Genomic DNA, 13193 nt, shown 5'->3' on the forward strand with positions numbered 1-13193 from the left:
CGCAAACCCGAACCGGCCCATAATAATGATCAGACGCGGCGCTTCTTGCGCGGACGGCAGCCATTGTGCGGGATCGGCGTGACGTCGCGAATCGAAGTGATGGTGAAACCGGCGGCCTGCAAGGCGCGCAGCGCGGATTCACGGCCCGAGCCGGGACCGCAGACTTCGACTTCCAGCGACTTCATGCCGTGCTCCTGGGCCTTCTTGGCGCAGTCTTCAGCAGCGACCTGAGCGGCGAACGGGGTCGACTTGCGCGAACCCTTGAAACCCTTCGCGCCAGCAGACGACCAGGCGATCGCGTTGCCCTGGGCATCGGTGATCGTGATCATCGTGTTGTTGAAGGTGGAGTTCACGTGGGCGACGCCCGACGAGATGTTCTTGCGTTCCCTACGGCGAACGCGAGCGGCTTCCTTGGCCATGTTTAGTCCTTTCGTTGATCTCTTCACCGCCGTAACGCCAGCGGCTACACCATCCTCGCCATAGCATTTAGGCGGTGGACGCCGGAAACCGGCATCCGCCGCCTATCGGCTGCGGCAGGGAGGAATTACTTCTTCTTACCAGCGATCGCCTTGGCCGGACCCTTGCGGGTGCGGGCGTTCGTGTGGGTGCGCTGACCGCGAACCGGCAGCGAGCGACGATGACGCAGGCCGCGGTAGCAGCCGAGGTCCATCAGACGCTTGATGTTCATCGAGGTTTCGCGACGCAGATCGCCTTCGACCTGGTAGTCGCGGTCGATGGTTTCGCGGATCTGCAGGACTTCAGCGTCGGTGAGCTGATGAACGCGACGGTCGGCAGCGATGCCGGCCTTCTCGATGATTTCCTGAGCGAATTTCGGGCCGATCCCATGAATGTAGGTCAGCGCGATGACGACGCGCTTCTGAGTCGGGATGTTGACGCCAGCTATACGGGCCACGCCTGTTCTCCTTGCATTCCGCTTGCCATCCGGCAATCGGTTGTTGTTTCACGACCGCGAACGGCCGCCTGTTGCCTTTTATCCGGTTCGCTTCATGTCAAAAACGACCGTAACGGGTTTTCCCACATCAGGGGAAATCCGCGCCGATCGCTTTAAATCTTTCGCGAGTTGGCGCGTCATTAGCGGAAAAGCCTTAAAAAGGCAACCTTCCGCTAAAAGTTTTTTGGATGTCACACGCGCGAGAGAATCGTTTCAATCGCTGCCGTTACTTCATCGATCGGAGCCATGCCGTCAACCGGCTTGAGCAGGCCCTTGCCATGATAATAGCCGATCAGGGGAGAGGTCTTCTTGTAATAGTCCTGCAGACGCGTTGTCATGGTTTCGGCATTGTCGTCGGGACGACGCTTGAACTCATGACCGCCGCACTTGTCGCAGGTGCCATCGACCTTCGGACGGTGATTCTTGTCGTGATAGCCGGCGCCGCAGGTTGCGCAGGTGTAGCGACCCGAAACGCGCTGGACCAGCACGGCGTCGTCCACCTGCATCTCGATGACGACATCGAGTTTCATGCCCTTGGCCGACAACATCACATCGACGGAATCGGCCTGCACCAGCGTGCGCGGATAACCATCCAGAATGAAACCCCTGGCGCAGTCCGGCTGGTCGATCCGTTCCGACACGATCGCATTGACGATCTCGTCCGACACCAGATTGCCGGCGTCCATCACCGCCTTCGCCCGCTTGCCGACTTCCGTGCCCGCAGAAACGGCCGCCCGCAACATGTCCCCCGTCGAAAGCTGCGGGATGCCGTGCTTTTCGACAATACGCTGGGCCTGGGTGCCTTTACCGGCCCCCGGCGGCCCCAACAGAATAAGCCTCATTATCCCCTCTTCCCTCCCCGGAGTTTCGATTTCTTGATGAGTCCCTCATATTGAGTCGCAATGAGGTGCCCCTGGATCTGTGCAACCGTATCCAGAGTAACACTAACCACGATCAAAAGCGAAGTACCACCAAGGTAGAACGGCACGCCGGTTTGGGCAATCAGGATTTCAGGCAGAATACAGACAACGATCAGATAGGCCGCGCCGATCACCGTAATGCGGGTCAGCACGTAATCGATATATTCGGCGGTCCGCTCACCCGGGCGAATGCCCGGAATGAAGCCGCCATGCTTCTTGAGATTGTCGGCCGTGTCCTTCGGATTGAACACGATCGCCGTGTAGAAGAAGGCGAAGAAGCCGATCAGGGCCGCGTAGAGCAGCATGTAAAGGGGCTGGCCATGGCCGAGCGCCGCGACTATAGCGGTGGCCCAGTCCGGCAGCGCGCTGGAGCCGGAGAAGCCGGCCAGCGTGGCGGGCAGCAGCAGCAGCGACGAGGCGAAGATCGCCGGAATGACGCCCGACGTGTTGAGCTTCAGCGGCAGATGCGACGTGTCGCCCTGGAACATGCGATTGCCGACCTGTCGCTTTGGATACTGGATCAGCAACCGCCGCTGGGCGCGCTCGAAAAACACGATCATGGCGATGGCGGCGATGGCCACGACGATGACGATGAGAATCACCGCGGTCGACAGCGTGCCGGTCCGGCCGAGCTCGAGGGTGTTGGCCAGAGCATGCGGAAGAGCTGCGACGATGCCGGCGAAGATGATCAGCGAAATGCCGTTGCCGATGCCGCGCGAGGTGATCTGCTCGCCGAGCCACATCAGGAACATCGTGCCGCCGAGCAGCGTGACGACGGTCGAGATGCGGAAGAACCAGCCCGGATCGGTGACGATCCCCTGCCCGGCTTCCATCGACACCGCGATGCCATAGGCCTGCAGCGTGCCGAGAATGACGGTGCCGTAGCGGGTGTACTGGTTGATCATCTTGCGGCCCTGCTCGCCCTCTTTCTTGAGCTGCTCGAGCGCAGGGACGACCGAGGTCATCAGCTGAACGATAATCGACGCCGAGATATAGGGCATGATGCCGAGCGCGAAGATCGCCATGCGGCTGACGGCGCCGCCGGAAAACATGTTGAAGAGGCCGAGAATACCGCCCGCCTGCGACTGAAACGCATTGGCGAAGGCCTCGGGATTGATGCCTGGCAGCGGAATATAGGTGCCGAGGCGATACACGAGAAGCGCGCCAAGGGTGAACCAGATACGCTTTTTAAGTTCTTCAGCCTTCGAAAATGTCGAAAAGCTCAGATTGGACGCAAGCTGTTCCGCTGCAGATGCCATAACTCTCTCCGCATAACCAAACTCCCGCGGCGTTAGGCCTGGGACTGGCGGGGTCTTTCCTGTCGAATGAACCGGAAGCGGGCGGCGATAGACATCAACACGGCCTCACCTCTGGCGAATGACCCGGACCGTCTCAACAGACGGATTCCGGTCGTGAGGCATTCATATAGAAGCAAAAACGCCCGGTGTGAAGCACACCGGGCGTCTTATTCTTCAACTTACTCGGCAGCAGCTGCTTCGCCGAGGATCTTGACCGAACCGCCGGCCTTTTCGACCTTTTCAGCGGCCGGCTTGGAAGCGCCGGACACTTCGAAGGTCACCTTGGCGGTCAGTTCGCCGTCGGACAGCAGGCGGACGCCGTCCTTGATGCGGCGGATCACGCCAGCGGCCTTGAGAGCGGCGGCGTCGACGGTCTTGGAGACGTCGAGCTTGCCGGCGTCAACAGCCTGCTGCACCCGGCCGAGCGACACGATGACGTAGTCGGCGGCGAAGATGTTGTTGAAGCCGCGCTTCGGCAGGCGACGATAGATCGGCATCTGGCCGCCTTCGAAGCCGTTGATGGCGACGCCCGAACGGGCCTTCTGACCCTTGACGCCGCGACCGCCGGTCTTGCCGGTGCCGGAACCGATACCACGGCCAACGCGCTTGCGCGACTTCAGCGCGCATTCATTGTCCTTGACTTCGTTCAGTTTCATTGTCGTGTCTCCGTCTTACTTTTCGTCGACGATGCGCACGAGGTGGCTGACCTTGGCAATCATGCCACGGACAGACGGCGTGTCTTCGAGCGTACGGGTGCGGTGCAGCTTGTTGAGACCGAGGCCGATCAGGGTCTTTTCCTGACGGTCGGGGCGACGGGTCGGAGAACCGATCTGCTCAACGGTGATCGTCTTCTTTGCTTCAGCCATCTTACGAATCCTTATTCTTCGGAAGCAGCGGCGGCGCCGATGGACGCGCGACGATTCTGAAGCGTCGCGTACTTGATGCCGCGCTGAGCAGCGATGTCCTTCGGGTGAACCTGGTTCTTCAGAGCGTCGAAGGTGGCGCGAACCATGTTGTAGGGGTTCGACGAACCGGTCGACTTGGCGACGACGTCATGAACGCCGAGCGTTTCGAAGACGGCGCGCATCGGACCACCGGCGATGATGCCGGTACCAGCCTTGGCGGAACGCAGCAGAACCTTGCCGGCGCCATGACGGCCGTTGACGTCGTGATGCAGCGTGCGGCCATCGCGCAGCGGCACGAAGATGAGGTCGCGCTTGGCGGCTTCGGTGGCCTTGCGGATGGCTTCCGGCACTTCGCGCGCCTTGCCATGACCGAAACCAACGCGGCCCTTCTGGTCGCCGACGACGACGAGAGCGGCAAAGCCGAAACGACGGCCGCCCTTCACCACCTTGGCGACGCGATTGATGGCGACCAGCTTGTCGACGAACTCGCTGTCGCGTTCTTCACGGTTCGAACGCTCTTCGCGCGAACCACGCTTTTCCTGTGCCATTGTCCTTTTCCTTTTTCTTTTCCGGGTGCAAACGGCAGTTTACATAAAAGCCCTGGGTCCTCAGAAAGGCTCCAGGGCCGGTTCAATGAAGCATAGCTTCAAAGGGGAAGAGCCCGGCGAACCGGGCTCGACATCAGAAGTTCAGACCGCCTTCGCGGGCTGCATCGGCGAGAGCCTTGATGCGGCCGTGATAGATGAAGGCGCCGCGGTCGAAGACCACGTCCTTCACGCCGGCTGCAACGGCGCGCTCGGCCACGAGCTTGCCAACAGCGGCGGCGGCGGAAACGTCAGCGCCGGTCTTCAGAGAAGAACGGAGGCCGGCGTCGAGCGTCGAAGCGGCGGCGAGAGTGCGGCCGGCCACGTCGTCGATGATCTGCGCGTAGATGTTCTTGGAAGAACGATGCACGGACAGACGCGGACGACCATTGGCGACAGCCTTGATCTGACGGCGGACGCGGCTTGCGCGCTGCACGAGCTTTTCTTTAGTGCTAGCCATTTTGCGTCTTCCTTACTTCTTCTTGCCTTCCTTGCGGACGATGCGCTCCCCGGCGTATTTCACGCCCTTGCCCTTATAGGGCTCGGGACCGCGATATTCGCGGATCTCAGCAGCGACCTGGCCGACGACCTGCTTGTTGATGCCGGTGACGACGATTTCCGTCGGCTTGGGGCAAGCAAGCGAGATGCCTTCCGGCGGCTGATAGATCACGTCGTGGGAGAAGCCGAGCTGAAGCTGCAGGTTCTTGCCCTGCATCGCGGCGCGGTAACCGACGCCGGTGATTTCAAGCTTCTTCTCATAGCCGTCCTTCACACCCTTGAAGAGATTCTCAATCATGGTGCGGGACATGCCCCACTTAGCGCGGGCGTCCTTGGATTCGTTGGCCGGAGCCACCGAGATCACGTTGTTTTCCTGGGACAGAACAACTTCGTCATTTGCGACGAAGACGAGTTCGCCCTTCGGGCCCTTTGCCGTTACCTTCTGTCCTTCGACAGTGGCGGTCACGCCTGCAGGCACCTGAACGGGCTTTTTACCGATACGAGACATTTTTCTTACCTGTCTGTTCGTTACGCGAAACCGTCAGCTCGATCAGAAGATCGAGCAGAGCAGTTCGCCGCCAACATTCTGTTCGCGAGCCTGGTGATCGGCCATCACGCCCTTCGGAGTCGAAAGGATGGTGATGCCGAGACCGTTCGCGACCTGCGGAATGGACTTGACCGAGACATAGACCCGGCGGCCCGGCTTGGACACGCGGTCGATCTTGCGGATGACCGGCGCGCCTTCGTAGTACTTCAGCTCGATGTTGAGCTCGGACTTGCCGTTCTCGAAATCGACCTTGCTGTAGCCACGGATGTAGCCTTCCGCCTGCAGCACGTCGAGGACGCGAGCGCGGAGGTTGGAAGCCGGCGTGGAAACCGACGACTTGCGACGGGCAACGCCGTTGCGGATACGGGTGAGCATATCACCCAAGGGATCAGACATGGACATCGCTTGCCCTCCTTACCAGCTGGACTTCACAATGCCGGGAATCTGCCCGAAGTTGCCGAGCTGGCGGAGCGCCACGCGCGACATCTTGAGCTTCCGGTAGAATGCGCGCGGACGACCGGTGACTTCGCAACGATTGCGAATGCGGGTCTTGGAGCCGTTGCGCGGCAGTTCGGCCAGCTTGAGGGTAGCCCGGAACCGCTCTTCGATCGGAAGATCACGGTCCTGGATGATTGCCTTCAGCTTGGCGCGCTTATTGGCCTGCTGAGCAACCAGCTTACGGCGGCGCTTGTTTTTCTCAACTGCGCTCGTTTTCGCCATTGGTTTTTCCTTTTCTACGCTCGTCGTTACGGTTACTGACGGAACGGGAAGTTGAACTCTTTCAACAGAGCCCGAGCTTCGTCGTCGGTCTTCGCCGTCGTGCAAACGATGATGTCCATGCCCCACATCTGATCAACCTTGTCGTAGTTGATTTCCGGGAACACGATGTGTTCCTTGATGCCCATGGCAAAGTTGCCGCGTCCATCAAAGCTCTTCGGATTCAGGCCGCGGAAGTCGCGAACGCGCGGCAGCGCGATGTTGACCAGGCGATCCATGAATTCATACATGCGGGCGCCGCGCAGGGTGACCTTCGCGCCGATCGGCATGCCTTCGCGGACCTTGAAGCCTGCAATCGAATTGCGGGCGCGCGTCACGACGGCCTTCTGGCCGGCGATCGCCGAGAGGTCCTGAGCGGCGACGGACGGCTTCTTCGAATCGGCCGTCGCTTCGCCAACGCCCATGTTGATGACGATCTTGTCCAGACGGGGGATCATCATTTCATTGGCGTAGTTGAAATGCTCCTGCAGCGCCTTGCGGATGCGGGAGACGTATTCCGTCTTGAGCCGGGGCTCGTACTTAGCTTCAGCCATCGATAGTCACTCCCGAACGCTTGGCCACGCGGACCTTCTTGTCGCCCTCGATCTTGAAACCGACGCGGGTCGGCTTGCCGTCCTTGGGGTCGGCGATCGCGATGTTCGACAGATGGATCGGAGCTTCCTTGGCGATGATGCCGGCTTCCTGGGAAGCGGTCTGACGCTGGTGGCGCTTGACAACATTGATACCGCGAACGATGGCGCGATCTTCCTTGGGAATGACCTGGAGGACTTCGCCGGAACGGCCCTTGTCCTTGCCAGTCAGAATGACGACCTTGTCGCCTTTGCGAATCTTTTGCATCTCAGTCGTTCCTCGATAATTACAGCACTTCAGGAGCCAGCGAGATGATCTTCATGTGGTTCTTGGCGCGAAGTTCGCGCGGAACCGGTCCGAAGATACGGGTGCCGATCGGCTCTTTCTTGTTGTCGATGAGAACGGCTGCATTGGTGTCGAAGCGGATCACGCTGCCGTCGGCGCGGCGGATGTCCTTGGCGGTGCGAACCACCACGGCCTTCATCACGTCGCCCTTCTTCACGCGCCCACGCGGGATGGCTTCCTTGATCGAGACGACGATGATGTCGCCGATCGAAGCGTATTTACGCTTGGAGCCGCCCAGCACTTTGATGCACATGACACGACGGGCGCCGGAATTGTCCGCCACGTCGAGGTTTGTTTGCATCTGAATCATGTCAGGTCGCCTTCTTGTTATGACCGGAACGGTTGGATTTGACCCATGGGTCGAATCCCCTGATCCGGCTTGTCGATCCAAGTTTCACTGGAATGGGCGCGTCATATAGAAAGCACGCCCAAAATCAAGTCTTTTCTCAAAAAGACTTCACGCCCGGACGTTATTTCCGGGCGCGATGTGCAAAAGCATCAGGCTGTTACGGCTCAATTGTGAACCGTGACGACCTTCCAGCACTTGTCCTTAGAGATCGGCGCGCATTCCTCGATGGAAACGACGTCGCCGGTCTTCACGGTGTTGTTTTCGTCATGGGCCTTGTACTTCTTGGAACGGCGGACCGTCTTCTGAAGCAGCGGGTGGGCAAAGCGACGCTCGACGCGGACCACGACGGTCTTGTCGTTCTTATCGCTGACGACGGTGCCCTGAAGAATGCGTTTCGGCATTTTTAATTCCTTCAAGCCTTGGCTTCGGCCGCCTTCTGGCGGGCGATGGTTTTGATGCGGGCAATATCCTTGCGCACTTCATCGATGCGGGCGGTCTTTTCAAGCTGACCGGTCGCCTTCTGGAAGCGGAGGTTGAACTGCTCCTTCTTGAGCTTGGCAAGCTCGTCGTTCAGCTGGTCGGCGCTCAGCGCGCGAACATCAGACGCTTTCATTCGTCTTCTCCTTATTCGGCGATGCGCTGGACGAAGCGCGTCTTGACGGAGAGCTTCGCGGCGCCCAGACGAAGGGCTTCGCGGGCAAGCTCTTCGCTCACGCCGTCGATCTCAAACATGATACGGCCGGGCTTGACGCGGCAAGCCCAGTATTCCACCGAGCCCTTGCCCTTACCCATGCGGACTTCGGTCGGCTTGGCGGTCACCGGAACGTCCGGGAACACGCGGATCCAGACGCGACCGGCGCGCTTCATGTGGCGGGTGATCGCGCGGCGGGCCGCTTCGATCTGGCGGGCGTTGACGCGATCCGGCTCCTGGGCCTTCAGGCCGTATTCACCGAAGGCGAGGTCGGAACCACCCTTGGCGACGCCATGGATGCGGCCCTTGAACTGCTTGCGGTACTTCGTACGCTTTGGCTGCAACATTTTCTATTCTCCAACTCTGCCGTTACGCGCCAATTACGCGTTTTCGCGGCGGCGGTTGTTGTTGCCGCCCTGGTTGTCACCTTCCAGCGCACGACGCTCGGAGGCCATCGGATCATGCTCGAGGATTTCGCCCTTGAAGATCCAGACCTTGATGCCGCAGACGCCGAAAGCCGTATGGGCTTCAGCGACGCCGTAATCGATGTCGGCGCGCAGCGTGTGCAGCGGCACGCGACCTTCGCGGTACCATTCGGTGCGGGCGATTTCCGCGCCGCCGAGACGGCCGGCGCAGGTGATCTTGATGCCTTCGGCGCCAAGACGCATCGCGGACTGAACGGCGCGCTTCATGGCGCGGCGGAAAGCAACGCGGCGCTCGAGCTGCTGGGCGATCGACTGCGCGACGAGCGTGGAGTCGATTTCCGGCTTGCGCACTTCAACGATGTTGAGATGCGTTTCCGAAGAGGTCATGTCGGCGACCTTCTTGCGGAGCTTCTCGATGTCTGCGCCCTTCTTGCCGATGATGAGGCCCGGGCGAGCCGAGTGGATCGTGACGCGGCACTTCTTGTGCGGACGCTCGATGACCACCTTGGCGATGCCGGCGGACTTCAGTTCGTTCATCAGATAGGTGCGGATTGCCAGGTCTTCATGAAGAAGCTGGCCGTATTCGGCGTTGTCTGCGAACCAACGGCTGTCCCAGGTGCGGTTGATGCCGAGACGGAAGCCGATCGGATTGATTTTCTGACCCATTATGCAGCCTCCTCATTTTCGGCGACTTCCCGGACGACGATCGTCAGGTGCGAGAACGGACGCTCGATGCGCGAAGCGCGGCCGCGGCCACGGGCGTGGAAGCGCTTCATCACGATCGACTTGCCCACATAGGCCTCGGCGACGACGAGAGAGTCGACGTCTAGGTCGTGGTTGTTTTCCGCATTCGCGATGGCCGATTCGAGGGTCTTCTTGACCGTCGAAGCGATGCGCTTGCGGGAGAATTCGAGCTCGGCGAGAGCGCGATCGACCTTCTTGCCGCGGATGAGAGCGGCGACGAGGTTGAGCTTCTGCGGGCTGACGCGGATGGTGCGGGCGACTGCCTGCGCTTCGTTGTCCTTGAGCCGGCGTTCGGTTTTAGCCTTGCCCATGATTACTTCCTCTTCGCCTTCTTATCCGCGCCGTGACCGTAATAGGTCCGGGTCGGAGAAAATTCGCCGAACTTGTGTCCGACCATTTCTTCCGTGACCAGCACCGGAACGTGCTTGGCGCCGTTGTAGACCCCGAAGGTCAGACCAACGAACTGCGGAAGAATGGTGGAGCGACGGCTCCACATCTTGATGACTTCACTGCGGCCGCCTGCGCGCACCTTCTCAGCCTTCTTGAGAAGATATCCGTCGACAAACGGGCCTTTCCAAACTGAACGAGCCATTTAATGACTTCCTCTCTCAATTAGCGCTTGTGACGCGAGCGCATGATGAACTTGTCGGTCGACTTGTTCGACCGGGTCCGCTTGCCCTTGGTGGGCTTGCCCCACGGGGTGACCGGATGACGGCCGCCCGACGTGCGGCCTTCACCACCGCCGTGCGGGTGGTCGACCGGGTTCATCGCGACGCCGCGAACATGCGGACGCTTGCCCTTCCAGATCGAACGGCCGGCCTTGCCGTCGTTCGTGTTGCCGTGGTCCGGGTTCGACACCGCGCCGATGGTGGCGAGGCAGGAACCATGCACCAGGCGCTGTTCGCCGGAGTTCAGGCGAAGGATCGCCATGCCCTGGTCGCGACCGACCAGCTGCACATAGGCGCCGGCCGAACGAGCGATCTGACCGCCCTTGCCCGGCTTCATTTCCACATTGTGGACAATGGTGCCGACCGGGATGGACTGCAGCGGCATGGTGTTGCCGGGCTTCACGTCCGCGCCCTTGGCCGAGGAGATCACCTTGTCGCCGGCAGCGAGGCGCTGCGGGGCGATGATGTAGCTCAGCTCGCCGTCGTCATACTTGATGAGAGCGATGAAGGCGGTGCGGTTCGGGTCGTATTCCAGACGCTCGACGGTGGCTTCGATGTCGAACTTGCGACGCTTGAAGTCCACGAGACGGTAGGAACGCTTGTGACCACCACCCTGGAAGCGCGCCGTGACGCGACCGAGGTTGTTGCGGCCGCCCTTGGAGTTCAGGCCTTCCGTCAGCGCCTTGACCGGCTTGCCCTTGTGCAGGCCGGAGCGATCGACGATGACCAGCTGCCGCAGGCTCGGGGTGATCGGATTGAATGTTTTCAATGCCATTGTTCTAATCCTCAGAGGCCGGTGGTCACGTCGATGGACTGGCCTTCAGCCAGCGTGACGATGGCCTTCTTGACGTCCTGCTGCTTGCCGATCGTGGCCTTGAAGCGCTTGACCTTGCCCTTGCGGACCAGGGTGTTCACGGCCTTGACCTTCACGCCGAACAGAGCTTCGACGGCGGCCTTGATCTGCGGCTTGGTGGCATCCTTCGCGACGTTGAAAACAACCTGGTTGTTCTCGGAGACGAGCGTGGACTTTTCCGTGATCGACGGGGTGCGGATCACATCATAGTGGCGAAGGTCAGTCATTTGAACCGCTCCTCGAGGGCTTCGACTGCAGCCTTGGACAGCACGAGCGTGTTGCGGCGCAGGATGTCATATACGTTGATGCCCTGAACCGGCAGAACGTCCACATTCGGGATGTTCTGAGCGGCGAGCTTGAAGTTGCGGTCGAGTTCCGCGCCGCCGATGAACAGGGCGTTGTTCAGGCCGAGACCGGCGAAAGCGTTGACGAGCACCTTGGTCTTGGCTTCCGCCGCCACCAGGTTGTCGAGAACGATCAGGGTTTCGGACTTCGCCTTGGCCGAGAGGGCGTGACGGAGCGCGAGAGCGCGGATCTTCTTCGGCAGGTCATGCGCATGGCTGCGGGTCACCGGGCCATGAGCGCGACCACCGCCGCGGAACTGCGGAGCGCGAGCGGAATGGTGACGAGCGCGGCCCGTGCCCTTCTGCTTGTACATCTTCTTGCCCGTGCGCGAGATTTCGGCGCGGGTCTTGGTCTGATGCGTGCCCTGGCGCTTCTTGGCGAGCTGGTAGCGCACCATGCGCGCGATCAGGTCTTCGCGGGGCTCGAGGCCGAAAATGGCGTCGGAGACCGAGAGAGTGCCGGCGTCCTTGCCTTCGAGAGTCTTAACTACGAGATCCATATCGGCCCCCTTACTTCGCGCGGACGCCAGCCGGACGCGGAGCGTCAGCCGGTACGCCAGCCTTGACCGCGTCGCGGACCAGGATCCAGGAGCCCTTGGAGCCGGGGACGGCGCCGCGAACCAGGATCAGACCACGATCGTCATCGGTCGAAACCACTTCGAGATTCTGCGTGGTCACGCGGGTCGCGCCCATGTGGCCGGCCATCTTCTTGTTCTTGAAGACGCGGCCCGGGTCCTGGCGGTTACCGGTGGAACCATGCGAACGGTGAGAGACGGACACGCCGTGCGTGGCGCGGAGACCGCCGAAATTGTGGCGCTTCATGGCGCCGGCGAAGCCCTTACCGATCGAAGTGCCGGTCACGTCGACCAGCTGTCCCGGAACGAAGTGGCTGGCCGCCAGTTCGGTGCCGACATCGAGAAGGTTCTCGGCGGAAACGCGGAACTCGGCGAGCTTTGCCTTCGGCTCCACCTGCGCGAGAGCGAAGTTGCCGCGCATGGCCTTGGAGACATTCTTCACCTTGGCGACGCCTGCGCCAAGCTGGACGGCGGTGTAGCCGTTCTTATCTTCGGTACGCTGGGCGACCACCTGGCAGCCTTCCATGCGCAAAACTGTGACGGGAACATGTTCGCCGGCATCTGTGTAGATGCGGGTCATTCCCACTTTCTGTGCAATTACACCTGAACGCATCGGTTCGTCCTCTTGAGAGTCCCTGACGGGGCAAGCCCCCTCACGCCTCTTTGTTTAAAGATTCCGTGAGGCCTCTCGGCCTTACGGTTTCCCGTTGTTGGAAGCCGTTGGCGGGACCCGCCACGTACCTTCCTTGTTATTCGGCTTTCGCCAGTCTCAGAGCTTGATTTCGACGTCGACGCCAGCGGCCAAATCGAGTTTCATCAGCGCGTCGACCGTTTGCGGTGTCGGATCGACAATGTCAAGTAGGCGCTTGTGCGTGCGCATCTCAAATTGTTCGCGGCTCTTCTTGTCCACGTGCGGAGAGCGGTTGACCGTGAAGCGCTCGATCCGGGTCGGAAGAGGAACCGGGCCGCGAACCTGGGCTCCCGTGCGCTTGGCGGTCGAAACGATTTCGCGCGTGGAGGCATCGAGGATCCGATGATCAAACGCCTTGAGGCGGATGCGGATATTCTGGCCGTTCATTCGACTAGTCCTTAATGTATGTCCGCGATCCGGACACTGTTCTTGTTTCTTATTGAAGGAGGACAGGGCC

25 protein-coding genes are annotated in these 13193 nt (G+C 60.7%); all 25 read right to left on the reverse strand.

Annotation, left to right across the window (positions count from 1 at the left end; genetic code table 11):
* Positions 1-29: 29 nt before the first annotated feature.
* A complete protein-coding gene (gene rpsK / locus E8Q41_RS13420; protein WP_137156057.1) occupies positions 30-419 on the reverse strand; it encodes a 30S ribosomal protein S11 in 390 nt (129 codons plus the stop codon).
* A gap of 125 nt (positions 420-544) precedes the next feature.
* On the reverse strand, positions 545-913 hold the full coding sequence (gene rpsM, locus E8Q41_RS13425) for a 30S ribosomal protein S13 (RefSeq protein ID WP_137156058.1): 369 nt from the start codon (positions 911-913) through the stop codon (positions 545-547).
* 230 nt (positions 914-1143) lie between these two features.
* A complete protein-coding gene (locus E8Q41_RS13430; RefSeq protein ID WP_137156059.1) occupies positions 1144-1794 on the reverse strand; it encodes an adenylate kinase in 651 nt (216 codons plus the stop codon).
* Positions 1794-3131, reverse strand: a complete 1338-nt coding sequence (secY, locus tag E8Q41_RS13435; RefSeq protein ID WP_137156060.1) for a preprotein translocase subunit SecY — start codon at positions 3129-3131, stop codon at positions 1794-1796. Before secY ends, E8Q41_RS13430 begins: the two co-directional genes overlap by 1 nt.
* A gap of 218 nt (positions 3132-3349) precedes the next feature.
* Positions 3350-3826, reverse strand: a complete 477-nt coding sequence (gene rplO / locus E8Q41_RS13440) for a 50S ribosomal protein L15 (protein WP_137156061.1) — start codon at positions 3824-3826, stop codon at positions 3350-3352.
* A 15-nt stretch (positions 3827-3841) separates the two neighbouring features.
* Positions 3842-4036, reverse strand: coding sequence for a 50S ribosomal protein L30 (gene rpmD, locus E8Q41_RS13445; protein ID WP_137156062.1), 195 nt, complete (start codon positions 4034-4036; stop codon positions 3842-3844).
* 11 nt (positions 4037-4047) lie between these two features.
* Positions 4048-4623: a 30S ribosomal protein S5 gene (rpsE, locus tag E8Q41_RS13450; RefSeq protein ID WP_137156063.1), complete on the reverse strand. Its 576-nt coding sequence runs from the start codon at positions 4621-4623 to the stop codon at positions 4048-4050.
* A 133-nt stretch (positions 4624-4756) separates the two neighbouring features.
* Positions 4757-5119 (reverse strand): 50S ribosomal protein L18, encoded by a 363-nt coding sequence (rplR, locus tag E8Q41_RS13455; RefSeq protein WP_137156064.1) that lies wholly within the window; start codon positions 5117-5119, stop codon positions 4757-4759.
* Between the two features lie 12 nt (positions 5120-5131).
* Complete coding sequence (gene rplF / locus E8Q41_RS13460) at positions 5132-5665, reverse strand: 50S ribosomal protein L6 (protein WP_137156065.1); 534 nt, start codon at positions 5663-5665, stop codon at positions 5132-5134.
* Between the two features lie 42 nt (positions 5666-5707).
* The gene (gene rpsH / locus E8Q41_RS13465) at positions 5708-6106 is read right to left on the reverse strand and encodes a 30S ribosomal protein S8 (protein ID WP_137156066.1); all 399 of its coding nucleotides are present in this window, start codon (positions 6104-6106) and stop codon (positions 5708-5710) included.
* A gap of 12 nt (positions 6107-6118) precedes the next feature.
* Positions 6119-6424, reverse strand: coding sequence for a 30S ribosomal protein S14 (gene rpsN, locus E8Q41_RS13470; RefSeq protein ID WP_137156067.1), 306 nt, complete (start codon positions 6422-6424; stop codon positions 6119-6121).
* A gap of 32 nt (positions 6425-6456) precedes the next feature.
* The gene (rplE, locus tag E8Q41_RS13475) at positions 6457-7014 is read right to left on the reverse strand and encodes a 50S ribosomal protein L5 (protein ID WP_137156068.1); all 558 of its coding nucleotides are present in this window, start codon (positions 7012-7014) and stop codon (positions 6457-6459) included.
* On the reverse strand, positions 7007-7318 hold the full coding sequence (rplX, locus tag E8Q41_RS13480; protein ID WP_137156069.1) for a 50S ribosomal protein L24: 312 nt from the start codon (positions 7316-7318) through the stop codon (positions 7007-7009). Before rplX ends, rplE begins: the two co-directional genes overlap by 8 nt.
* A gap of 19 nt (positions 7319-7337) precedes the next feature.
* Positions 7338-7706: a 50S ribosomal protein L14 gene (rplN, locus tag E8Q41_RS13485; protein WP_003536525.1), complete on the reverse strand. Its 369-nt coding sequence runs from the start codon at positions 7704-7706 to the stop codon at positions 7338-7340.
* A gap of 203 nt (positions 7707-7909) precedes the next feature.
* Positions 7910-8146: a 30S ribosomal protein S17 gene (rpsQ, locus tag E8Q41_RS13490; RefSeq protein WP_137156070.1), complete on the reverse strand. Its 237-nt coding sequence runs from the start codon at positions 8144-8146 to the stop codon at positions 7910-7912.
* Positions 8147-8157: 11 nt separating this feature from the next.
* Entirely contained in the window at positions 8158-8358 is a 201-nt protein-coding gene (rpmC, locus tag E8Q41_RS13495; protein ID WP_137156071.1) for a 50S ribosomal protein L29, read from the reverse strand.
* Between the two features lie 11 nt (positions 8359-8369).
* Entirely contained in the window at positions 8370-8783 is a 414-nt protein-coding gene (gene rplP / locus E8Q41_RS13500; RefSeq protein WP_137156072.1) for a 50S ribosomal protein L16, read from the reverse strand.
* 33 nt (positions 8784-8816) lie between these two features.
* Positions 8817-9527 carry a 30S ribosomal protein S3 gene (gene rpsC / locus E8Q41_RS13505; RefSeq protein WP_137156073.1) on the reverse strand — a complete coding sequence of 237 codons (711 nt, stop codon included), beginning with the start codon at positions 9525-9527 and terminating at the stop codon, positions 8817-8819.
* Positions 9527-9916 carry a 50S ribosomal protein L22 gene (gene rplV / locus E8Q41_RS13510; RefSeq protein WP_137156074.1) on the reverse strand — a complete coding sequence of 130 codons (390 nt, stop codon included), beginning with the start codon at positions 9914-9916 and terminating at the stop codon, positions 9527-9529. Before rplV ends, rpsC begins: the two co-directional genes overlap by 1 nt.
* 2 nt (positions 9917-9918) lie before the next feature.
* Positions 9919-10197 carry a 30S ribosomal protein S19 gene (gene rpsS, locus E8Q41_RS13515; protein ID WP_137156075.1) on the reverse strand — a complete coding sequence of 93 codons (279 nt, stop codon included), beginning with the start codon at positions 10195-10197 and terminating at the stop codon, positions 9919-9921.
* Between the two features lie 20 nt (positions 10198-10217).
* Positions 10218-11048: a 50S ribosomal protein L2 gene (gene rplB / locus E8Q41_RS13520; RefSeq protein WP_137156076.1), complete on the reverse strand. Its 831-nt coding sequence runs from the start codon at positions 11046-11048 to the stop codon at positions 10218-10220.
* An 11-nt stretch (positions 11049-11059) separates the two neighbouring features.
* A complete protein-coding gene (locus tag E8Q41_RS13525) occupies positions 11060-11353 on the reverse strand; it encodes a 50S ribosomal protein L23 (protein ID WP_137156077.1) in 294 nt (97 codons plus the stop codon).
* Positions 11350-11970 (reverse strand): 50S ribosomal protein L4, encoded by a 621-nt coding sequence (gene rplD, locus E8Q41_RS13530; protein WP_137156078.1) that lies wholly within the window; start codon positions 11968-11970, stop codon positions 11350-11352. Before rplD ends, E8Q41_RS13525 begins: the two co-directional genes overlap by 4 nt.
* A 10-nt stretch (positions 11971-11980) precedes the next feature.
* Positions 11981-12658, reverse strand: a complete 678-nt coding sequence (gene rplC / locus E8Q41_RS13535; RefSeq protein WP_137156079.1) for a 50S ribosomal protein L3 — start codon at positions 12656-12658, stop codon at positions 11981-11983.
* A 156-nt stretch (positions 12659-12814) separates the two neighbouring features.
* On the reverse strand, positions 12815-13123 hold the full coding sequence (rpsJ, locus tag E8Q41_RS13540) for a 30S ribosomal protein S10 (protein ID WP_137156080.1): 309 nt from the start codon (positions 13121-13123) through the stop codon (positions 12815-12817).
* Positions 13124-13193 lie beyond the last annotated feature (70 nt).

The sequence above is a fragment of the Rhizobium sp. FKL33 genome, assembly GCF_005222915.1.
Lineage (GTDB): Bacteria > Pseudomonadota > Alphaproteobacteria > Rhizobiales > Rhizobiaceae > Rhizobium_E.